We start from the raw sequence: 21,825 nt of genomic DNA, 5'->3' as shown, positions 1-21,825 counted from the left end.
CCCCATGCGAGTGAACGGAAGATATCAGCCGCCTCACCTGCGCCGGAAGGTATTCGGTGACCTGAACAGCCCGGCGTTCTCCCGTTGAATGAAGCAGGGCCCGCACACCACCGAAGCGGTGTGCGGGCCCTGCTCAGCCATCAGGCGATCGCGGTCAGACGTTCGCGAACGGACGATCAGCCGTTGCGCTTCCAGCGCGGCTTGTCGTCGCGGCGGCCGAAGGTGCCGGTGCCGGTACCCGTGCCGGTGCCACCGCGGTGGTCGTCGCGGCGGCCGGTCGGGCGGTCGCTGCCGCCGGAGCGGAAGCCACCCGAGGGGCGGTCGTCACGACGGTCGCGGTTGAACGGGCGGTCGCTGCCGCCGGAGCGGAAGCCACCGGACGGACGGTCGTCACGACGGTCGCGGTTGAACGACGGACGGTCGTTGTCGCGGTTGAACGACGGGCGGTCGTTGTCACGGCGCTCGAAGGAACGGCCGCCACGGTCGTCACGACGGTCGCCACCGGAGCGGAAGCCGCCCGAGGGACGGTCGTCACGACGGTCGCGGTTGAACGACGGGCGGTCGTTGTCACGACGCTCGAAGGAACGGCCGCCACGGTCGTCACGACGGTCACCGCCGGAGCGGAAGCCACCGCCGACCGGACGGTCCTCACGACGGTCGTTGCTGCCGCGGAACGACGGGCGGTCGCTGCTGCCGCGGTAGCCGTTGCTGCCGGCCGGACGGCCGCTGCGCTCGCCGACACGGTCGCTGCCGCCACGGTAACCACCGCGGTCGCCACCGCGGTTGTCCCGGCGCTCGTAGTTGCCGCGGTCGTCGCGACGCTCCTCGCGCGCTGCGGGCTGCTCCGGCACCGAGGTGGCGGCCAGCAGTGCGGCCTCCGCCTCGGCAGCGACCTCGGCCACCGCTGCCTCGGGGTCGTCGCCCCGCTCGCGGGCGGCACGGGCGACCAGACGGTCGGCCTCCTCGCGCAGCTCCACGGCGCGGCGCTGGATGCGCTCCAGCTGCTTGGTCAGGTCGGCGGCCTCGCGCTCGGCCTGCTTGGCGGCGTTGTTCGCGGAGTCGGCCTGGACCTCGGTGAGCGAACGGGCGCCGGTGATCTCGGCGACCTCCGGCTCGAAGACGCCCGCGCCCTGGACGATGTGGCGCGACGCGTCGACGCCCGCGTCCTCCATCAGGCGGAAGATCTGGCGGCGCTGGTGCGGCAGCGCCAGCGAGACGACGACACCGGACTTGCCGGCACGGGCGGTACGGCCCGAGCGGTGCAGGTAGTCCTTGTGGTCACCGGCCGGGTCCACGTTCAGGACCAGGTCGATGCCGTCGACGTGGATACCGCGGGCGGCCACGTCGGTCGCGACGAGCGCGTTGACGAAGCCCTTCTTGAAGTCCTCGAGAACGCGCGTACGAGCGCCCTGGGTCATGCCGCCGTGCAGGGCGTCCGCCTTGACGCCGGCCTCGATGAGCTGCTCGGCGATGCGGTCGGCGCCCAGCTGGGTGCGGACGAAGATGATGGTGCGGCCCTTGCGGGCGGCGATCGCGGAGGTGACCGGCGCCTTGTCCTTCGGCTTCACGACGAGGACGTGGTGCGACATGGTCGAGACGTTGCCCTGGGCGGAGTCGACCTCGTGGGTGACCGGGTTGCTCAGGTAGCGCTTGACCAGCGTGCCGATCTCGTTCTCCATGGTGGCGGAGAAGAGCATGCGCTGGCCGCCGCCGGGGATCTGGTCGAGCAGCTCGGTGACCTCGGGCAGGAAGCCCAGGTCGGACATCTGGTCGGCCTCGTCGAGGACGGCGACCTGGACGTTCTCCAGGGAGCAGGCGCCCCGGTTGATGATGTCGCGCAGCCGGCCCGGAGTGGCGACGAGGACGTCGACACCGCGCTCCAGCGCGTAGATCTGGTTGCCCATCGACGTACCGCCGCAGACGACCTTCATCTTCAGGCCGAGCACGTCGCCGTACGGCTGGAGGGCGTCCGCGACCTGCATCGCGAGCTCACGGGTCGGGGTGAGGATGATCGCGCGGGGCTTCTTCTTCTCCGTGTGGCCACCGGCCAGCGCGGAGAGCGTCGGCAGGCCGAAGGAGAGGGTCTTGCCGGAGCCGGTACGGCCGCGGCCCAGGATGTCCTTGCCGGCCAGGGCGTCCGGGATGGTCGCCGCCTGGATCGGGAAGGGGGCGGTCACACCGTTCTGCGCGAGCTTGCGGACGATGCCCTCGGGCAGGCCCAGGTCGGCGAACGTGATGGTCGGCTCGGCGTCCGCCTCGTCGGCGGAGTCGGTGTCGGCCTGCTCGGCCTGGGAGGCGGCGTCGGTCTCCACGGAGTCGACGGACTCCGCGATCTCGGCGACGACGGCCTCCGCGGCCTCGATGAGCTCGGCGCTCTCGACGTCGTTCTCGACGTTCTCGGGCATGACGGTGTGGTCAGAACTGGAAATTGACATGCGAAATGCGAAACCTCTCGGAGTCTCGGCACGCGCCCGTAACTCCGTGTTTTCGCAATTTCGACCGCCTCAATGCGGTCCAGCCACGGCAAGGGAGAGTACGCGCCACACGGCGCTCTTCTGTGTCGGCGCCGGGCAATGGGATCAAACGATCTACCACCATACGCACTCTCACCCACATTGCGCAAACCGCCTCCGTCCGGCGGTCCCGTCAGGCCGGTCTCACCTGCGGCGACGCCTCCGGAGTCCGCAGCGCGTACAGGGCGTCGGGCGCGCCGGACGCGCCCTGGCGGAGCTGAGCGGCCGGTGACGCCGACGGGACCGGCGGCTCGGGCTCCGAGGGCTCCGGTTCGGGCTCCGGCGGGGTCGGCGGCTGCGGGCTCTCCGGGGCGCCGGGGCCGGGGTCGGACGGGGCCGGCGGTTCCGGCTGCTCGGGGACCCCGGGCCCCGGCGCCGAGGACGCCGGCACCGGCGGGTGGCCACCCTTCGCGGGACCGGGCCGTCCGGGCTCCACGCCGGGGCTGCCCGAAGGAGTGACGACGGCGCTCGGGACTGCGGACCGGCCGGCCCTGCGCTCGGACTGCGCCCCGGCGCCGCCCCCCGTACGGGCGTGACCGGTCCCGGCCGCCGTGGCTCCTTCCGGCTCGGCCACCGATCCCTTCGGTACGGCGGAGCCGGAGGGCGCCGGTTTCCCGCCCTCCGAGCCGATGCTCATGCAGCCGGTGGACGCGGCGATCGTCACCGCAGTGACGGCCGCCCAGCGGACGGGAGCGGGCAACTGGCGCACGGGGGTACCTCCGGGGGCGCGAAGAAGGACGAGGTGACACGGAAACGAGCCGGGAGCGCTGTGCCCAACTTCCGCCGCCCCGCCGGGGACACGCCCTGAGGCAGGCCCGCACACCTCATTCACACCTCACGGTGTGCCGCATCCCACCCGGAGGCCCGGGCCGCCCGGGCCTCCGGCGAGGCCCCGCCCCCACCCGCAACCGAGCGCGAGCGGCCTCTCCTCGCCCGTGGCCGAACGCGGGCAGCCTCTTGTCACCCGTTAGCCGGACGCGTGCAGCCCCTCGCCACCCGCAACCGAGCGCGTGCAGCCCCTCGTCACCCGTTAGCCGCACGCGAGCGGCCTCTCGTCACCCGTAACCGAGCGCGTGCAGCCTCTCGTCGTCGATGCCGAAGTGGTGGGCGATCTCGTGCACGACCGTGATCTCCGTCTCGGCCACGACGTCCTCGCGCGACTCGCACATCCGCAGCGTCGGCCCCCGGTAGATCGTGATCCGGTCGGGCAGCACCCCCGCGTACCACTCACCGCGCTCGGTCAGCGGCGTGCCCTCGTAAAGCCCCAGCAGTTCCGGATCATCGGATTCCGGTTCGTCCTCGACGAACACCGCGACGTTGTCCATCAGCCGGGTGAGCTCCGGCGGGATCCGGTCGAGCGCCTCGCCGACCAGTTCCTCGAACGCTTCCCGCGTCATCTCCAGCACCCCGCCATTGTCACGTACGGCCGCCGGATGCGCCCTGGTGCGACGGAGGCGCATAGCGGACTCCTCGCCGGGGCATACGCGCCCAATGGCCCGCGACCCGTTCCGTGCCGCAGCAGCCCGCGTCCGGCACCTCATCCGCCTCCGCCCACGACCGCGCTCCAGCAGCCGGACCGGCAGCACGCCCGGAGACGCGCTCGGCGGCCCGCCGCACCCTTACCGCCGCGCGCTCGGCCTGGTCGCCGTCGTGCTGTTCGGCGCCTGGCTGGGGCTGCTGGTCGTCGGCAGCGTCCGTACGCCCGTGGGCCCGATGGACACGACCATGACCCTGCGGCCGTCCCTCAGTGGCGGCACCAAGATCAACGTGTCCCCGCTCGGCGCCCTGGAACTGGACTCGCACCGCGCTCCGGTCCGCCTGGACGTCGACATCGACCGCCTCGACCCGGTCCGCTCCGAGGCCCTGGTCCAGCACCCCGAACGGCTGGCCGGGCTGGAGACCGAGGTCGGTGACGACGTCGCCGCCGGGGCGCGCGAGCTCGCCGTGCGCTCCTGCGTCGCGGTCGTCTCCGGAGCCACCGCACTCGGCCTCGCCGTCTACCGCAGGCCCCGGCGCGCCCTGGCCGCCGGCGGGCTGGCGCTCACACTGCTGACCGCCTCGGGCGTCGGGGCGTACGCCACCTGGAACCCGGAGTCCGTCCTGGAGCCGAAGTTCTCCGGGCTGCTGTCCAGCGCCCCCTCCGTCGTCGGCGACGCCCGCTCGATCGTCACCGACTTCGACGTCTACCAGCAGGAACTCGCCCGCCTGGTCACCAACGTCACCAAGCTGTACGACGCCACCTCGACGCTCCCCGTGTACAGCCCGGACCCCGCCACGCTCCGCGTCCTGCACGTCTCCGACATCCACCTCAACCCCGCGGCGTGGCACATCATCGGCTCGCTCGTCGAGCAGTACGACATCGACGTGATCATCGACTCCGGCGACACGATGGATCACGGGGCGGCCGTGGAGAACAGCTTCCTCGATCCGATCAGCGACCTGGGCGCGCCCTACGTCTGGGTCCGCGGCAACCACGACTCGGCCGTGACGCAGCGGTACCTGGAGAAGAACAAGCGCTTCAAGAACGTGCACGTGCTGGACGAGGGTCGCGCGGTGACCGTCGGCGGGCTGCGGGTCGCCGGCATCGGGGACCCGCAGTTCACCCCGGACCGCACGGGGCCCGAGCAGGCCGAGGGGGTCGAGCGGGCGGCGGGCCTGCGGCTCGCCGCCGCGCTGCGCGACCAGCGGCGGGCGGGCACCCCGGCGGACATCGCCGTCGCCCACGAGCCGGAGGCGGTCAGGCAGACGGACGGACTGGTCCCCCTCGCCCTGGCCGGCCATGTGCACCACCGGCAGAACGAGGTCATGAAGGACGGCACCCGGCTGATGGTCGAGGGCTCCACGGGCGGCGGCGGCCTTCGTGCCGTGCAGAACGAGAAGCCGGAACAGGTGCTCGCGTCGGTGCTCTATCTGGACCGATCCACCCGGCGCCTGCAGGCCTGGGACGAGATCACCCTGGGCGGCCTCGGCCTGACGACCGCCGAGGTCAGCCGCCATCTGCCCAAGGAGAGCAGGCCCGACGCGACACCGTCCCCTATTCGGTTTGGCTGACACCGAAAGCCCCGTGTACAGTCTCCGACGTGCCCAAGGGCGCCGGTCAGGGCTCGACCGTTCTGAAACCTCACAGGTTGAAGGAGAAGCCGAACCTCTTGAGGGGAAGCGGAGTCACACGCTTCTTCACTTTCCCTTCGGGCGACAGACGCGGAAGCAAGCTGTACCAGCAGTTCTGCCCTCATCGTCTAGTGGCCCAGGACGCCGCCCTTTCAAGGCGGTAGCACGGGTTCGAATCCCGTTGGGGGCACGCACAACCTGTGCGACACTTAGTCGCACAAAGCTTGGTCCTGTGGAGCAGTTTGGAGTGCTCGCCACCCTGTCAAGGTGGAGGCCGCGGGTTCAAATCCCGTCAGGACCGCTGCAGCCCTTGTGAGCTGCGTGGCTGGGTAGCTCAGTTGGTACGAGCGATCGCCTGAAAAGCGATAGGTCGCCGGTTCGATCCCGGCCCCAGCCACCACCCGAAGGCCCCGTCCGATGGACGGGGCCTTCGCCGTGTCAGGCGCCTTCCCGCTCGGCGGTGTTCGCGCCGTCCACGACGGCCCGGCCCCGGCGCCGCCCGGACCGCACCGCGAGGACCAGCAGCACCACACCCACCACCGCCACCAGCAGCACCCCGTCCGGTACGCGCTCGCCGATGCCCCGGGCCCACTCCTCGACGGCGAACGACTGGTCCACGTCCAGCAGCCCGGGCAGCGCCGTCGTCCCGTCGTACGCGAGGAACAGCGCGCCGAGGCCGACGAAGAAGAGGCCCGACAGCAACGTCGTGGTGTGCAGCTCGAAGCGGCCGAGCCGCAGCGCACGTCCGCGCAGCCACGCCCGCCGGCCCAGATCGAACCGCTCCCAGAGCAGCGCGAGCAGGAACAGCGGCACCGCCATGCCCAGCGCGTACACGGCGAGCAGCAGCCCCCCGTACGCCGCGCTGCCGCTGACGGCCGCGACGGTCAGGACGCTGCCGAGAATCGGCCCCGCGCAGAAGCCGGCGAGGCCGTAGACGGCCCCGAGCGCGTAGACGGACAGGGCGGTCGTGGGGCGGATCCGGCCGCTGAGCTCGGAGATCCGCCGCGAGGCGAAGCCCATTCCGACGATCTGGGCGACGCCGAGCCCGATGATCAGCCAGCCCGCGCCGAGCACGAGTGCGTCCCGATGGCCGTAGAAGAGCCTTCCGGCGTACGAGCCCGCGGCGCCGAGCGGGACGAGGGTGGTGGCCAGGCCCGCATAGAAGATCCCGGTCCGGGCGAGCAGCCGGGAGGCGGAGTCGATGGAGTACGCGAAGAAGGCGGGCAGCAGCAGGGCGCTGCACGGGCTGAGCAGGGCCAGCAGCCCGCCGAGGAACGCCGCGAAGTATCCGATGTCCGCCGTCACTTCTCGGATCCTTCGGGGGAGGCGGACCCTTCGGGGGACGCGGATCCTTCGGGGGACGCGGAACGGTCGGGGGACGCGGAGTGCCCAGAGTCTCCCGCGCCTCCCGGGCTTCCCTCTCTTCCCTCGCCTCCCGGGCCGGCGGAGTCCTTGGTGTCCGGGCCTGCGTTGCCGAGGTTCTTCGCCCGGTCGGCCGCCTGCTCGATGGCCCGGGTGAAGGTCTCCGCAGGCTGCGCCCCGGCGATCGGGCGGCCGTTGACCAGGAAGGACGGAGTGGACGTCGCGCCGATTCCGTACCCCTGCTCCTGGTCCTCGCTCACGGCCGCCGCGGCCGCCGCACCCTCGGCGTCGCGGGCGAAGCGGTCGAGGTCGGGCACGCCGGCCTGGCGGGCGAGGGCCTTCAGCCGGTCCTTGCCGAACCCCTTCTCCTTGGCTCCCTCGGCGTACGCGGCTCGATGGAACTCCCAGAAGCGGTTCTGCTGCCCGGCGGCCCAGGAGGCGCGTGCGGCGGCCTCGGAGTCGGCGCCGAAGATCGGGAAGTTGCGCCACTCGATCCGCAGCGTGCCGGCGTCGACGTACTTCTTCACCAGGGCCGGTTCGGTGTCCCGGGCGAACTTTCCGCAGTAGCCGCACTTGAAGTCCGCGTACTCGATGAGGACGACGGGCGCGTCGGCCCGGCCCAGCGCCAGCTTGTCGCCGGCGTCACGCCGGGCGAGCTTCTCCAGCTCCGGGTAGACGCCCTCGTCCGGGTCGGCGGTGACACCGGCCACCACGGACGAGGAACCGGTGGCGGGCGCGTCAGGGGCGGTGGCGCGGTAGGACACGTATCCGAACAGTGCTGCTGCGACGACGACCCCGGCACCGTAGATCAGCGGCTTCCTGCCGGTGGTGCGGGACTGCGGCTTGGACATGGACGTGGGCATGCGGAACTCCGAGCTGGTGGTGCGAGAGGGAGGAATGGAACGGGACGGCCGGAAAACGGCAGCCGTCTACACCCTCAGTACGGAGAGTTCCACCGAGGTCGGCGCGGCCGCGTCGGGTCCGCGCAGCGTCATCGGCACGGGCCGCCGCACCGGCACCGGCACGGTGGCGGCGGGCAGACCCCATTCCGCGAGGCCCGGCGCCTGGTCGTGGGCCGCGCGGGCCCGCCCGGGAACGGCCGGCTCGGTGCCGTCGTGCTTGCCCTTCCTGCCACAGCCGGGAAGACCCTCTCCCTGCCCGGCGGTCGCGGCCACGGCCACGGCCACGGACGGGCCCGCGGAAGGCGCCGACGTGGAGGGCGCCGGCGTGGAAGGTGCCGGCGTGGAAGCCGTCGCCGGCCCGCAGAACAGCCCCAGGACGACAGCGAGGGCCGCCACCAGGCAGCACCACGACGAACGGGACACGGCGGACAGGCCTTCCGGCAGGGGCTCGGCAGAGAGATCGACTGTCCGGAATGGTACGTGCTGTGATCACCGCGTTCCCGGTCGTCAGGGTCCGGTGACCGAGACCGCGGGAAATAGGTTCGCCGTTCCTCGGGCCCGGGTGAGATCCTGGGACCCGTATGTCTACTTCCTTTGCCGATCTCCAGTCCCAGCTCGGGCAGCTCTCGCTCCGCGACGCGCACCGGCTCGGCCGCCGCCTCGAAGGCGCGCGCCGCATTCGTAAGCCCGAGGCCCAGCAGGCCGTGCTGGACGAGATCGCGGCCCTGGCCACGAAGGCAGCCGGGCGGCTCGCGCTGCGGGCCGGGCGGATGCCTGCCCTCTCGTACCCCGAACAGCTGCCGGTCAGCCAGAAGAAGGACGAGATCCTGGAGGCGATACGCGACCACCAGGTCGTGATCGTCGCCGGTGAGACCGGCTCCGGCAAGACCACCCAGATCCCCAAGATCTGCATGGAGCTGGGACGTGGCGTCCGCGGCATGATCGGGCACACCCAGCCGCGCCGTATCGCGGCCCGTACGGTGGCCGAGCGGATCGCCGAGGAGCTGAAGACCCCGCTGGGCGAGGCGGTGGGCTGGAAGGTCCGCTTCACCGACCAGGTCAACCAGGACGCGACCTTCGTCAAGCTGATGACGGACGGCATCCTGCTCGCCGAGATCCAGACGGACCGCGAGCTGCTCGCGTACGACACGATCATCATCGACGAGGCCCACGAGCGGTCGCTGAACATCGACTTCCTGCTCGGCTATCTGGCCCGGCTGCTGCCCAAGCGCCCGGATCTGAAGGTCGTCATCACCTCGGCGACCATCGACCCGGAGCGCTTCGCCCGCCACTTCGGCGAGGCGCCGATCGTCGAGGTCAGCGGACGTACGTACCCCGTGGAAGTGCGCTACCGCCCGCTCCTCGAAGAGGACAGCGACGACGCCGACCGTGACCAGATCACCGCGATCTGCGATGCCGTCGACGAGCTCCAGACGGAGGGTCCCGGCGATGTCCTGGTCTTCCTCTCCGGCGAGCGCGAGATCCGCGACACGGCGGACGCGCTGGGCAAACGCAACCTCAGACATACCGAGGTACTCCCCCTCTACGCGCGCCTGTCGCACGCCGAGCAGCACCGCGTGTTCCAGCGCCACACCGGACGCAGGGTCGTCCTCGCGACGAACGTCGCCGAGACCTCGCTGACCGTTCCCGGCATCAAGTACGTGATCGACCCGGGCAACGCCCGCATCTCCCGCTACAGCCACCGCACCAAGGTCCAGCGGCTGCCGATCGAGCGGATCTCGCAGGCCAGCGCCAACCAGCGCAAGGGCCGCTGCGGCCGTACGTCGGACGGCATCTGCATCCGGCTGTACTCCGAGGACGACTTCCTGACCCGCCCGGAGTTCACCGACCCGGAGATCCTCCGTACGAACCTGGCCTCCGTCATCCTCCAGATGACCGCCGCCGGTCTCGGCGACATCGAGAAGTTCCCCTTCATCGACCCGCCGGACCACCGCAACATCCGCGACGGCGTGCAGCTCCTCCAGGAGCTGGGCGCGCTGGATCCGGAGGAGAAGGATCCCAAGAAGCGGCTCACCCCGCTGGGCCGCAAGCTCTCGCAGCTGCCGGTGGACCCGCGGCTGGCCCGGATGGTCATCGAGGCAGACCGGAACGGCTGCGTCCGCGAGGTCATGGTCATCGCCGCCGCGCTCTCCATCCAGGACCCGCGCGAGCGGCCGTCCGAGAAGCAGACGCAGGCCGATCAGAACCACGCCCGGTTCAAGGACGAGACGTCGGACTTCCTGGCGTTCCTGAACCTGTGGCGCTACATCCGCGAGCAGCAGAAGGAGCGCGGCTCCTCCAGCTTCCGCCGGATGTGCAAGCAGGAGTACCTGAACTTCCTGCGCATCCGCGAGTGGCAGGACATCTACGCGCAGCTGCGTACGGTCGCCAAGCAGATGGGCATCGAGCTCAACGAGGACGACGCCCCCGAGCAGTCGGTGCACACCTCGCTGCTCGCCGGTCTGCTGTCGCACATCGGGCTGAAGGACACCGAGAAGAACGAGTACCTGGGCGCCCGCAGCGCCAAGTTCGCGATCTTCCCCGGTTCGGCGCTCTTCAAGAAGCAGCCGCGGTTCGTGATGTCGGCCGAGCTGGTCGAGACGTCCCGGCTGTGGGCGCGGGTCAACGCCCGGGTCGAGCCCGAGTGGATCGAACCGCTGGCCCAGCACCTGCTGAAGCGCACCTACAGCGAGCCGCACTGGGAGAAGGACCAGGCGGCGGTGATGGCGTACGAGCGGGTCACGCTGTACGGCGTGCCCATCGTGGCCCAGCGCAAGGTGAATTTCGGCCGGATCGACCAGGAGGCCTCGCGGGACCTCTTCATCCGCAACGCCCTGGTCGAGGGTGACTGGCGCACGCACCACCAGTTCTTCCACGACAACCGCAAACTCCTCGGCGAGGTCGAGGAGTTGGAGCACCGAGCCCGGCGCCGCGACATCCTCGTGGACGACGAGACGCTCTTCGACTTCTACGACCAGCGGATCCCCGAGCACGTCGTCTCGGGTGCGCACTTCGACTCGTGGTGGAAGCACAAGCGCAAGGACGAGCCGGACGCGCTGGACTTCGAGCGCTCGATGCTCATCAACGAGAAGGCCGGGGCCGTCACCAAGGACGACTACCCGGACTCCTGGCGGCAGGGGAAGCTCAAGTTCCGCGTGACGTACCAGTTCGAGCCCGGCGCGGACGCCGACGGTGTGACCGTCCACATCCCGCTCCAGGTGCTCAACCAGGTCACGTCCGACGGCTTCGACTGGCAGATCCCGGGCCTCCGCGAGGAAGTGGTCACCGAGCTGATCCGTTCCCTGCCCAAGCCGATCCGCCGGCACTACGTGCCCGCACCGAACTACGCGGACAAGTTCCTGGACCGTGCCGTGCCGCTCCAGGAGCCGCTGCCGGTGACGCTGGCGCGTGAGCTCCAGCGGATGGTCGGCGTCCCGGTCACCGCGGACGACTTCGACCTGAGCCGCGTCCCCGACCACCTGAAGATCACCTTCCGGGTCGTCGACGAGCGGCGCCGCAAGGTCGCCGAGGACAAGGACCTGGAGGCGCTGCGGGTCCAGCTGCGCCCCAAGGCCCGTCAGGCCCTCTCCAAGGCCGCCGCGGCGACCGCGGGGCCGTCGGGCGAGTCCATCGAGCGTTCGGGGCTCACGGACTGGACGATCGGCACGCTGGACCGCGTCTTCGAGACGCGGCGGGCGGGACAGCCGGTCAAGGCCTTCCCGGCCCTCGTCGACCAGGGCGAGAAGGTGGCCGTACGCCTCTTCGACACGGAGGCCGAGCAACAGCAGGCGATGTGGCGCGGTACGCGGAAGCTGATCCTGCTGAACATCCCGGTGAACCCGGCGAAGTTCGCCTCGGACAAGCTGACCAACCAGCAGAAGCTGGCCCTGTCGCGCAATCCGCACGGCTCCATCCAGGCGCTCTTCGACGACTGCGCGACGGCGGCCGCCGACCGGCTGATCGCCGCACACGGCGGCCCGGCCTGGGACGAGGCGTCGTTCCGGAAGCTGTACGACAAGGTGCGCGCCGACCTGGTGGACCTGACCGTCCGCACGATCGGCCAGGTCCAGCAGATCCTGGCCGCCTGGCAGGCCTGCGAGCGCCGGCTGAAGTCCACCAACAGCCTGGTCCTGATCAACAACGTCACGGACGTACGGGAGCACCTGGCCCGTCTCGTGCCGTCCGGGTTCGTCACCCTGACCGGGCTGCGCAGGCTGCCCGACCTGATGCGCTACCTGGTCGCCGAGGACCGCCGGCTCCAGCAGATGCCGACGAACGTCCAGCGCGACACCACGCGCATGGAGAAGGTCCACGAGATGCAGGACGAGTACGCCTGGCTGCTGGAGCAACTGCCGCAGGGCAGGCCCGTTCCGCAGGAGGTCCTGGACATCCGCTGGATGATCGAGGAGCTGCGGGTCAGCTACTTCGCGCACGCCCTGGGCACCGCGTTCCCCGTCTCCGACAAGCGGATCGTGAAGGCGATCGACGCCGCTGCCCCGTAGGGCGACCGGCGGAGGGTGCGTAACGGCCCCGCCACCAGGAGTGAGGTCGACCGCACCCTCCGACCTCCTGTACAGTCTGTCTTCGCAGCCAGCCGCAAGGCAGCCGCGAAAACCTGGTCCTGTGGAGCAGTTTGGAGTGCTCGCCACCCTGTCAAGGTGGAGGCCGCGGGTTCAAATCCCGTCAGGACCGCAGTAACGAAAGCCCGGATCCTCTGGATCCGGGCTTTCGCGCGTCTTGACTCCGGTGTCCGCCGACGAGTACTCAGAACCAAGGGCTGTCCCTGGTTTTCCGGGAGGGGCGGCGCGCATCCACCGGGAGGTGGCGCGGATGGCGGCATCCACGAGCGAGAACTCCCCTCCGGACGGCTCCGGAGACCGTGAGCCGGTGCGCGCGTCAGCGCTTGAACCGGACCGCTCCGGAGCGCGTGAGCCGGTGCGCGCGTCAGCGCTTGAACCGGACCCCGCCGGAGTGCGTGAGCCGGTTCACTCCGGAGACGGTGAGTCGGTTCCGGCGCAGGCTTCGGGCCCGGCGCAGGTCTTGGGCCCGGCCCCGGAACAGGTTTCGTACCCAATCCCGGCACAGACCTTGGGCCCGGCCCCGGCACAGGCCTCGCGCCCCGCCCCGGCACAGGCCTCGGGCCCGGCCCCTGCGCCGGTGTGCAGGCGGACGCCCCGGCACGAGATCCGGGCCCTGCTGCGCGCCCACTTGGCAGCGGCCTCCGGCTATCGACACCTCACCCGGCACTGCGCGGTCTGCGCACGGCTGCTGAGGCTCGCCATGGAGCCCCTGACGGCCTCCGGGGCGACGCACACGGCCCCGGAGGCCGTGGCGGGCTCCGGGCTGCCCGAGGCGGGCCTGGCGGCGGCTCTGACGCCTCAGGGGGCTCAGGGGGCTCAAGGGGCTCAAGGGGCTCAAACGAGCCTCGGTGCGCGGGAGCCGGTCCGGGTCTCCCAGCCGTGCCCTGGCGCCGGCCCAGGGCAGGACCCTGGCCCCTCAGGCGCGGCAGTTGCGCCCCTGACGAGCCCGGGACCGCCCGGAACGGCCTGGGCGGCCGTGGCGGCCCCTGAGCCGCTCCAGCCACCGGAACAGACCGGAGTGCATGTGATGCCTTCCGGAGCGCCGGAACAGACCGCGCAGCCTGTGACGAGGCCGGGAGCGGGGCCGTCGCGCGCGATGAGGCCGGGGGCAGGGGCGGGGGCGGGGCCGTCATCCACGGCAAGGCCGAATCCGGCTCCACCGCTCGCCACGGAGCCGGACTCGGACCACTCCGCGGTGCCGGACACCGACCCTCGCGCCCTCGCGAGCCGGCCCGCCTCCGCCCGGGCGCCCATCCGCCTCGTCCGCGCACGCGGCACGGCGTCGCCCGGAGGTGGCGATCCGGGCCACGGCGGTGGCGATCCGGGCCCCTACGGGCGGCGCGGCCCCGGGTGGGCGGAGGACGAAAGTCCTCCCGCCGCGTGACCAATGGCGTGGCCCTACGCTCCCTAACAGTGGCAGGCTCGTAGTTGGCAAGACTCATGCGATGTGACGGGTGTCACCGAATCAGTTTTCAGAAGGGGTACCTTTACACCCTTCCTACAACTGGCGAATTTAATATGTGCAATTGCACCACTCAGTGGGAGTCCTCCACAGAGTCCCCCGCTCGGCCCGCACCCGACCCCGGGGAAGGCGAGGCGCAACACCTCGTACGGGGCCGGGAACGCACACAAGGGACCCGTCGGGAGCCAACCGGACGCCCGGTTTCCAGTGGCGGATCGGGGACAGGAGCCTGGGTGACGACGAGGGATTCCCGGCCGGCCGCGCGCACAAAAAAGATCGCGCTGGACCCGGCGGAGTCCAGCGCGATCTCATGACGAAACCCGTATGGCACAGGTATGGCGCCCGTTGGGGCGGGCGCCCGTCATATGGAGCTATAGGTGGGCTATGCGGGTTGGGGGACCCAAAAGCCCAGTTGTGACGCGGCGACAGGGGTATGTCAGGCCTCGCTGCGCTGCTGCGGAATACCCGCAAGCAGTGCGCGGACCTCTGCCTCGCGGTACCGGCGATGTCCACCGAGCGTGCGGATGGACGTGAGCTTGCCTGCCTTGGCCCAACGGGTAACCGTCTTCGGGTCCACGCGGAACATCGTGGCAACCTCAGCCGGGGTCAGCAGCGGCTCGGCATCAGGGGTGCGAGCGGTCATGAGCGGCCTCCTCGGGAGAACCGAACCATCTCGGTTCTTTCCTCTAAATTCTGCACCTTGACCCGCGTTGCCCGAAATGGCGGACGCGGGCCGAGTCGGTTATAGGACGAACGGCTTGTCCTCGGCACTACAACTACACCATCCGTCCAGCCACGTCGGCCAAACCGATGGAATTGCCCTCCCAGGTGTTCATCAGCGACGGAAGCCGATGGACCATGCCATAGCGGACAGTCACACCACCGTGACGATCAGTCACAGAGCGATCAGGAGTCATCAGACCCCCCATAGAGTGCAATGCAGAGCATTCCGCCCTTACTTGGACGGAAGGAGCCCTCCCCGGACTCCTTGTCCTATTTTGGCACGAGGAGTAGGGAAGGACGCAAGGGCCCCGTAAGTGCTATCCATCACGCTTGAGGCAAAGGCCCGGTTCGGGACGTAGGTCCCGAGACCACTGAGATACCGTTCCGCCTCTTCACCCTCACGTGTCACACAGGTCACAGGTTCATGGCTCGTCAGTTCGGCCGTCAGTTCGCGAACTGGCGGTCCCTCACGGCCCGCCAGCGCTCCGCGAGACGCGCATAGGCCTCGCTCGCCCGCTCGGCGTCCCCGGCGCCCAGCGCCGCGATGCCCTCGGCCACGTCGGCCGCGCTCCGGTCCGCCGCGAGCTGCTTCGCCGGCAGGGCGTGCACCAGCCCTCCGTAGTCCAGCTCCACGAGCGCGCGCGGATGGAACTCCTCGAGCCACCGCCCGACGTCCACCAGCCCTTCGGTCAGCGGACCGTCGTCCATGGACTCCCGCAGCGTCTTCAGCCCCCGCGCCAGCCTCCGCCGCGCCTGGACCATCGGCGTCCGGTACCGCAGCAGGGGCGGCTCACCGTCCTCCCCCGCCTCCAGGTACTCACGCTCCTCGTCCGAGAACAGGACGAACCACCGCACCGGAACCTGCCACACCGCCGTCCGGATCCAGGGCCGCGCGTCCGGATTGCGCTCCGCCCACCGCTCGTGGTCGGCGACGGCCTGCCCGCGCACCACCGGTGGCAGCACCGCGTCGAGCACCGCGCCGGGAAACATGTCCGTCAGCCCGTCCAGCGCCAGCCACCCGCGCAGCCGCGTCCGCCACGGGCAGACGCACATGACACCGTCCAGCTCGGCGACGAAGGCGTCGGCGCTCTCGTGCGCCGGCACGCCCACCGGAGGGGTCGCCGCCAAGTCCGCCAGGGAACGGCGCAGTTCGTCCTGAGCCGTGGGGATCCGCCTGCGGCCCGCATAGCGGGCCCAGTGAGCACGTTCGGCCGCCGGGAAGGCCGCCAGTGGCTCGTACACCCGGAGGTAGGACGCGTATGGGACGAGCACCGAAGACACCACCGACATGCAGCGATCGTGTCACGCCCGTACTCCTGTAGGGGGTGATCCTCGGCACTGGAACAGATCTACGCCCGCCGAGGACTTACGCTCTTGCCCGGACGGACCGGCCGTGCCGGGCCGTCCGGGCCTTCCCCACCTTCAGGAGGGCCTTCCCGCCGCTTCGTACTTGGGAGTCACCACAGTGACCGATGTGACCAACGGCGTCCTGCACACCCTCTTCCACTCGGATCAGGGGGGCCACGAGCAAGTCGTGCTCTGCCAGGACCGTGCCAGCGGCCTCAAGGCCGTCATCGCCCTGCACTCCACCGCCCTGGGCCCGGCCCTGGGCGGCACCCGTTTCTATCCGTACGCCTCCGAGGAGGAGGCCGTCGCGGACGCGCTGAACCTGGCGCGCGGCATGTCCTACAAGAACGCCATGGCCGGTCTCGACCACGGCGGCGGCAAGGCCGTCATCATCGGCGACCCGGAGCAGATCAAGACCGAGGAACTGCTGCTGGCCTACGGCCGGTTCGTGGCCTCGCTCGGCGGGCGCTACGTGACGGCCTGCGATGTCGGCACGTATGTCGCCGACATGGACGTCGTGGCGCGCGAGTGCCGCTGGACCACCGGCCGCTCCCCCGAGAACGGCGGCGCCGGCGACTCCTCCGTCCTCACCGCGTTCGGCGTCTTCCAGGGCATGCGGGCCTCGGCCCAGCACCTCTGGGGCGACCCGACGCTGCGTGGCCGGAAAGTGGGGGTCGCGGGTGTCGGCAAGGTGGGTCACCATCTCGTCGAGCACCTTCTGACGGACGGCGCCGAGGTGGTGATCACCGATGTACGGGACGACTCCGTGCGCCGGATCACCGAGAAGCACCCCGAGGTCACCGTCGTCGCGGACACCGAGGCTCTGATCCGTACCGAGGGCCTGGACATCTACGCCCCGTGCGCGCTGGGTGGCGCGCTCAACGACGCCACCGTTCCGGTGCTCACCGCCTCGGTGGTGTGCGGCGCGGCCAACAACCAGCTCGCGCACCCGGGCGTCGAGAAGGACCTGGCCGACCGGTCGATCCTCTACGCCCCCGACTACGTGGTGAACGCGGGCGGTGTCATCCAGGTCGCGGACGAGCTGCACGGCTTCGACTTCGACCGTTGCAAGGCGAAGGCGTCGAAGATCTTCGACACGACCTTGGCGATCTTTGCACGCGCGAAGGAGGACGGCATCCCGCCGGCCGCGGCGGCCGACCGGATCGCCGAACAGCGGATGGCCGACGCCCGCCGCGGCTGACCGCACAGCCGCCCGCAGGGGCCCCGCGCAGGTGACCGCGCGGGGCCCCTGCGGGGCGTCATCCCCGCGCGTGGCGCAGCGACCCGCCGACCGGCGAGACAAGACTCACTCCGGTCGGCGGGTCGCATGCCGATATGAGGTTAAAATCGCAGTTGACCAGCGAGGACAAGCTCCTTGCGGGTCCTCTTCCGAGGCGCGTGATGCGGGCGGCGTACCGTATGGCCGCGGAAGCAGGTACCGTTAAAGCACAGGTACGGCCTCTCTGCCGAGAGTCCGTCCTGAAACATGAACGCGTGTCAAGACTCTGGGGCCGTCGAGCCCCGTCACCGAGGGGGTCGAGCCATGGGGCGCGGCCGGGCAAAGGCCAAGCAGACCAAGGTCGCCCGTCAGCTGAAGTACAGCAGCGGCGGGACTGACCTGTCGCGTCTGGCCAATGAGCTGGGCGCATCACCTTCGAGTCAACCACCGAACGCCGAGCCGTTCGAGGACGACGACGAGGAAGATGACCCGTACGCACAGTACGCGGATCAGTACAACGACGACGAGGACGCGGACGAGGACGACCAGTCCGGTCCGTCGTCACAGCGCCGCGGCGCTTGACCTCGCGCTGACACAACAACCCGGTCCGGGCCTGTCCCGGACCGGGTTCTGTGCTGTCCCGGTCCGGAATGCGCGATGTCCTCGGCCCTGCCGCTTGGGCCCCGAGTGCCCTGGGCGTCGTGATCCATGGCGTACGAACGAGGCTCCCCGACGTACCTGTCCATGACGTTCGGACGGGTCCTGCCATGAATGCCCATGACGTTCGGACTCCATGCATGTCCCTACCGTTCGGACTGCCATGCACGTCCATGCCGTTCGGGCGGGGTCCGGCCTCGGCGGCCATGACCGTGGTGTCCGGGCGGGCCTCCACGGCCCGCCCTCCGCCACCTGAGGACACCTGCGCCCGCACACTCAGCGCGCGTACCCGCCCACGAGTTCAGCGCCCGTCGTGTGTGCACCCCGGTCGGTGATCTCGCCCGCGACCCAGGAGTCGACGCCGCGGTCGGCCAGCGTCGTCAGGGCCGCGTCCACCGATTCGGCGGGCACGATCGCGATCATGCCGACGCCCATGTTGAGCGTCTTCTCCAGCTCCAGCTGCTCGACCTGGCCGGCCTTGCCGACGAGGTCGAATACCGCGCCGGGCGTCCAGGTGGAGCGGTCCACCGTCGCGTGCAGGGAGTCCGGGATGACCCGGGCCAGGTTGTTGGCCAGGCCGCCGCCGGTGACGTGGCTGAAGCCGTGCACCTCGGTCGTACGGGTCAGCGCCAGGCAGTCCAGGGAGTAGATCCTGGTCGGCTCCAGGAGCTCCTCGCCGAGCGTCCGGCCGAACTCCTCGACCTCGCGGTCGAGCGTCCATCCGGCCCGGTCGAAGACGACGTGACGGACGAGCGAGTACCCGTTGGAGTGAAGACCGGACGATGCCATCGCGATGACGGCGTCACCCTTGCGAATGCGGTCCGGGCCCAGCAGGCGGTCGGCCTCCACCACGCCCGTACCGGCGCCGGCGACATCGAAGTCGTCCGGGCCGAGCAGGCCGGGGTGTTCGGCGGTCTCGCCGCCGACCAGGGCGCAGCCGGCCAGCACACAGCCCTCGGCGATGCCCTTCACGATGGCCGCGACACGCTCGGGATGCACCTTGCCGACGCAGATGTAGTCGGTCATGAAGAGCGGCTCGGCACCGCAGACCACGAGGTCGTCCACGACCATGCCGACGAGGTCGTGGCCGATCGTGTCGTACACACCCATCTGGCGGGCGAGGTCGACCTTCGTACCGACGCCGTCCGTGGCGGAGGCGAGCAGCGGACGCTCGAAGCGCTTGAGTGCCGAGGCGTCGAAGAGCCCGGCGAAGCCGCCGAGGCCACCGAGGCCCGCGACCTCGGGGCGCTGCGTCTTCTTCACCCACTCCTTCATCAGCTCTACGGCACGGTCGCCGGCCTCGATGTCGACGCCCGCTGCCGCGTAGGAAGCACCTGTTGTCTCAGACATTGCCTGGGATCTTTCGTGTGGAAATACGGGGCTGGTGGGAAGACTGCCGAGCGGTCCGGGTCACGGACGGCGCAGCGCGTCGGCCGCGGCGGTCGCCGCAGGGCCTGCCGCCAGCTCGGTCTCCAGCAGCTGCTTGCCGAGCAGTTCCGGGTCCGGAAGCTCCATCGGGTACTCGCCGTCGAAGCAGGCGCGGCACAGATTCGGCTTGTCGATCGTCGTCGCCTCGATCATCGCGTCGATCGAGATGTACGAGAGCGAGTCGGCCCCCATCGACGTGGCGATCTCGTCGACGGTCATGCCGTTGGCGATCAGCTCGGCGCGGGTGGCGAAGTCGATGCCGAAGAAGCAGGGCCACTTCACCGGCGGGGACGAGATCCGGATGTGGATCTCGGCGGCGCCGGCCTCGCGGAGCATCCGGACGAGTGCGCGCTGGGTGTTGCCGCGGACGATCGAGTCGTCGACGACCACCAGTCGCTTGCCCTTGATGACTTCCTTGAGCGGGTTCAGCTTGAGGCGGATGCCGAGCTGCCGGATGGTCTGGGACGGCTGGATGAAGGTCCGGCCGACGTAGGCGTTCTTCACCAGTCCGGCCCCGAACGGGATGCCACTGGCCTCCGCGTAACCGATCGCGGCGGGGGTGCCGGATTCCGGTGTCGCTATGACCAGATCGGCCTCGACGGGCGCCTCGGCTGCCAGCCTGCGGCCCATCTCCACGCGGGACAGGTAGACGTTGCGCCCGGCGATGTCGGTGTCGGGACGGGCCAGGTACACGTACTCGAAAACGCAGCCCTTGGGCTTCGCTTCTGCGAATCGCGAGGTACGCAGACCGTTCTCGTCGATGGCGACGAGCTCGCCCGGCTCGATCTCGCGGACGAAGCTGGCGCCGCAGATGTCCAGGGCGGCGGACTCGGAGGCCACCACCCAGCCGCGTTCCAGCCGGCCGAGGACCAGCGGGCGGATGCCCTGCGGGTCACGGGCCGCATAGAGGGTGTGCTCATCCATGAAGACGAGGGAGAAGGCGCCCCGCACCTCGGGAAGCACCTTGGCGGCGGCCTCCTCGATGGTGAGCGGCTTGCCGTCGTCGTCGGTCTGGCCGGCGAGCAGCGCGGTCACCAGGTCGGTGTCGTTCGTCGCTGCGACCTGGGTGGCGCGGCCGTCCTTGCGCGGAAGGTCGGCGACCATCTCGGCAAGCTGGGCCGTGTTGACCAGGTTGCCGTTGTGACCCAGGGCGATCGAGCCGTGCGCGGTCGCACGGAACGTCGGCTGCGCGTTCTCCCACACCGAGGCACCGGTGGTGGAGTAGCGGGCATGACCGACCGCGATATGGCCCTGGAGCGATCCCAGAGACGTTTCGTCGAAGACCTGCGAGACCAGTCCCATGTCCTTGAAGACCAGGATCTGGGACCCGTTGCTCACTGCGATGCCCGCGGACTCTTGTCCACGGTGCTGCAGGGCATACAGTCCGAAATAGGTGAGCTTGGCGACCTCTTCACCCGGAGCCCAGACACCGAAGACGCCGCAAGCGTCCTGGGGGCCTTTCTCTCCGGGGAGCAGGTCGTGGTTGAGTCGTCCATCACCACGAGGCACGCCACCGAGTGTAGGCGAGATCGACCACTGGTCCGAATTGGGGACGCCCCGCCGGACTGCGGAAGAAAGGCCCCCGGAGCCCCCTCCACAGCCGCACCGATGGGTGACACGGAGTGATCGTCACCCGAGGGCGGCCAGTCGGCCACAGCCGCCACGGGGCAGTCGCCGCCCGGAACAATGCCGGGTTACCGACGGGTTCCGGCCACGGAACCGCAGGGCGTCCAGGCCGGTTCATGGCACTCCGTGAGGAGCCCCGCCACGGCCTCGCACGGGGGTGGCCGAACGCTCGTTTCGTGGTGAGCCTCACACCTGGCGCCCGCGGGCGCGACCGGTATGCGGCTTCTTGTGACGCCCGGAGCAATCCGATTCCCAGCCGGAGTCCCGCCGGAGTCCTGGCCGAGTCTCGGTCGGAGTCCTTGCCGGAGTCCCGTCTGAGTCCTTGCCCGAGTCCCGTCTGAGTCCCAGCCGGAGTCCCGCCCGAGTGTCAGCCGGAGTCCCAGTCGGAGCCCCGCCCGAGTGTCAGCCGGAGTCCCAGTCGGAGCCCCGCCCGAGTGTCAGCCGGAGTCCCGGTCGGAGCCCCGCCCGAGTGTCAGCCGGAGTCCCGGAGGGAGGCCGCAGGCCGGCCGCGGGGACCGTCCGGAGTGCGAGACCGGCGTTGACAGGCGCATGCCCCGTTGGCAGGCTCCTGGCTCATGCAGCCCCTCGGCGATCACTCGGTCACGCTCGTGGAGCGCCGCCACGTCGATCTGGGACGTGTCTCGAGCGCCATCTGTCGCCACGCCTGAGTCGCCGGCGCGCGAGGGCTCTCTCGCTTCTCCGCACCTCGTTGCCCCGTCTCTCGCTGCCCCGTCGCTCGTTGCCCCGTCGCACGTTGCCCCGCCTCTCGTACCCCGCTGCCTCGCCGTCTCGTTCTCTTGCTGGCTCACCGTCTCGTTCTCCCGTTGCCTCGTTCTCCACGGGCACGGGGTACGACTTGGGTGCGGCGAGCCTGACGGGCCTGATGGCTCCGACA

Annotated in this window: 15 protein-coding genes, 4 tRNA genes and 1 pseudogene; 10 read left to right on the top strand and 10 right to left on the bottom strand. The window is 70.3% G+C overall.

Features of this window, described 5'->3' with window-relative positions; genetic code table 11:
- Window positions 1-176 precede the first annotated feature (176 nt).
- The 3 genes from ACIQMX_RS20985 to ACIQMX_RS20975 form a co-directional block, all read right to left on the bottom strand.
- Window positions 177-2,435: a DEAD/DEAH box helicase gene (locus tag ACIQMX_RS20985; RefSeq protein ID WP_402480082.1), complete on the bottom strand. Its 2,259-nt coding sequence runs from the start codon at window positions 2,433-2,435 to the stop codon at window positions 177-179.
- A 211-nt stretch (window positions 2,436-2,646) separates the two neighbouring features.
- On the bottom strand, window positions 2,647-3,222 hold the full coding sequence (locus tag ACIQMX_RS20980) for a hypothetical protein (protein ID WP_363066696.1): 576 nt from the start codon (window positions 3,220-3,222) through the stop codon (window positions 2,647-2,649).
- A 346-nt stretch (window positions 3,223-3,568) separates the two neighbouring features.
- Window positions 3,569-3,919 carry a metallopeptidase family protein gene (locus tag ACIQMX_RS20975; protein ID WP_206309567.1) on the bottom strand — a complete coding sequence of 117 codons (351 nt, stop codon included), beginning with the start codon at window positions 3,917-3,919 and terminating at the stop codon, window positions 3,569-3,571.
- A gap of 85 nt (window positions 3,920-4,004) precedes the next feature.
- Between ACIQMX_RS20975 and ACIQMX_RS20970 the strand changes: the two genes are divergently transcribed.
- The 4 genes from ACIQMX_RS20970 to ACIQMX_RS20955 all read left to right on the top strand — a co-directional run bounded on the left by ACIQMX_RS20970 (window position 4,005) and on the right by ACIQMX_RS20955 (window position 6,024).
- Entirely contained in the window at window positions 4,005-5,564 is a 1,560-nt protein-coding gene (locus ACIQMX_RS20970) for a metallophosphoesterase (RefSeq protein ID WP_402480079.1), read from the top strand.
- 177 nt (window positions 5,565-5,741) lie between these two features.
- Window positions 5,742-5,814, top strand: a tRNA-Glu gene (locus tag ACIQMX_RS20965).
- 36 nt (window positions 5,815-5,850) lie between these two features.
- A tRNA-Asp gene (locus ACIQMX_RS20960) sits at window positions 5,851-5,925 on the top strand.
- 22 nt (window positions 5,926-5,947) lie between these two features.
- Window positions 5,948-6,024, top strand: a tRNA-Phe gene (locus tag ACIQMX_RS20955).
- Between the two features lie 38 nt (window positions 6,025-6,062).
- Here the strand turns inward: ACIQMX_RS20955 and ACIQMX_RS20950 are convergent.
- The 3 genes and pseudogenes from ACIQMX_RS20950 to ACIQMX_RS20940 form a co-directional block, all read right to left on the bottom strand.
- A complete protein-coding gene (locus ACIQMX_RS20950) occupies window positions 6,063-6,929 on the bottom strand; it encodes a cytochrome c biogenesis CcdA family protein (protein WP_363066698.1) in 867 nt (288 codons plus the stop codon).
- A 134-nt stretch (window positions 6,930-7,063) separates the two neighbouring features.
- A pseudogene (locus ACIQMX_RS20945) lies at window positions 7,064-7,849 on the bottom strand (DsbA family protein); the annotation flags it as partial.
- A 66-nt stretch (window positions 7,850-7,915) separates the two neighbouring features.
- Entirely contained in the window at window positions 7,916-8,311 is a 396-nt protein-coding gene (locus ACIQMX_RS20940) for a hypothetical protein (RefSeq protein ID WP_402480077.1), read from the bottom strand.
- A gap of 158 nt (window positions 8,312-8,469) precedes the next feature.
- Here ACIQMX_RS20940 and hrpA point away from each other — a divergent pair, with 158 nt between their 5' ends.
- The 3 genes from hrpA (at window position 8,470) to ACIQMX_RS20925 (ending at window position 13,852) form a co-directional block, all read left to right on the top strand.
- Complete coding sequence (gene hrpA / locus ACIQMX_RS20935; protein ID WP_402480075.1) at window positions 8,470-12,390, top strand: ATP-dependent RNA helicase HrpA; 3,921 nt, start codon at window positions 8,470-8,472, stop codon at window positions 12,388-12,390.
- A gap of 115 nt (window positions 12,391-12,505) precedes the next feature.
- Window positions 12,506-12,580, top strand: a tRNA-Asp gene (locus ACIQMX_RS20930).
- A gap of 138 nt (window positions 12,581-12,718) precedes the next feature.
- Window positions 12,719-13,852 (top strand): DUF6274 family protein, encoded by a 1,134-nt coding sequence (locus ACIQMX_RS20925; RefSeq protein ID WP_402480072.1) that lies wholly within the window; start codon window positions 12,719-12,721, stop codon window positions 13,850-13,852.
- 514 nt (window positions 13,853-14,366) lie between these two features.
- On the opposite strand, the gene bldC is transcribed toward ACIQMX_RS20925, so the two are convergent.
- Together bldC and ACIQMX_RS20915 are read right to left on the bottom strand one after the other, a co-directional pair.
- Entirely contained in the window at window positions 14,367-14,573 is a 207-nt protein-coding gene (bldC, locus tag ACIQMX_RS20920; RefSeq protein ID WP_003949541.1) for a developmental transcriptional regulator BldC, read from the bottom strand.
- A 524-nt stretch (window positions 14,574-15,097) separates the two neighbouring features.
- Complete coding sequence (locus ACIQMX_RS20915; RefSeq protein ID WP_363066702.1) at window positions 15,098-15,943, bottom strand: hypothetical protein; 846 nt, start codon at window positions 15,941-15,943, stop codon at window positions 15,098-15,100.
- 175 nt (window positions 15,944-16,118) lie between these two features.
- On the opposite strand from ACIQMX_RS20915, the gene ACIQMX_RS20910 reads away from it, so the two are divergent.
- A complete protein-coding gene (locus tag ACIQMX_RS20910; RefSeq protein ID WP_363066703.1) occupies window positions 16,119-17,201 on the top strand; it encodes a Glu/Leu/Phe/Val dehydrogenase dimerization domain-containing protein in 1,083 nt (360 codons plus the stop codon).
- Between the two features lie 342 nt (window positions 17,202-17,543).
- Window positions 17,544-17,801, top strand: coding sequence for a DUF3073 domain-containing protein (locus tag ACIQMX_RS20905; protein ID WP_033296941.1), 258 nt, complete (start codon window positions 17,544-17,546; stop codon window positions 17,799-17,801).
- Between the two features lie 351 nt (window positions 17,802-18,152).
- Here ACIQMX_RS20905 and purM read toward each other — a convergent pair whose 3' ends face one another.
- Together purM and purF are read right to left on the bottom strand one after the other, a co-directional pair.
- Complete coding sequence (gene purM / locus ACIQMX_RS20900) at window positions 18,153-19,226, bottom strand: phosphoribosylformylglycinamidine cyclo-ligase (RefSeq protein WP_402480068.1); 1,074 nt, start codon at window positions 19,224-19,226, stop codon at window positions 18,153-18,155.
- Window positions 19,227-19,286: 60 nt separating this feature from the next.
- Window positions 19,287-20,813 (bottom strand): amidophosphoribosyltransferase, encoded by a 1,527-nt coding sequence (purF, locus tag ACIQMX_RS20895; RefSeq protein ID WP_363066705.1) that lies wholly within the window; start codon window positions 20,811-20,813, stop codon window positions 19,287-19,289.
- 692 nt (window positions 20,814-21,505) lie between these two features.
- Between purF and ACIQMX_RS20890 the strand changes: the two genes are divergently transcribed.
- Window positions 21,506-21,598, top strand: a complete 93-nt coding sequence (locus tag ACIQMX_RS20890; protein ID WP_356741706.1) for a putative leader peptide — start codon at window positions 21,506-21,508, stop codon at window positions 21,596-21,598.
- The last annotated feature ends 227 nt before the right edge of the window (window positions 21,599-21,825 follow it).

It is taken from the genome of Streptomyces sp. NPDC091416, assembly GCF_044756845.1.
Lineage (GTDB): Bacteria > Actinomycetota > Actinomycetes > Streptomycetales > Streptomycetaceae > Streptomyces.
The sequence above is the reverse complement of the archived record's forward strand: the minus strand, read 5'-3'. Positions and strand labels throughout refer to the sequence as shown.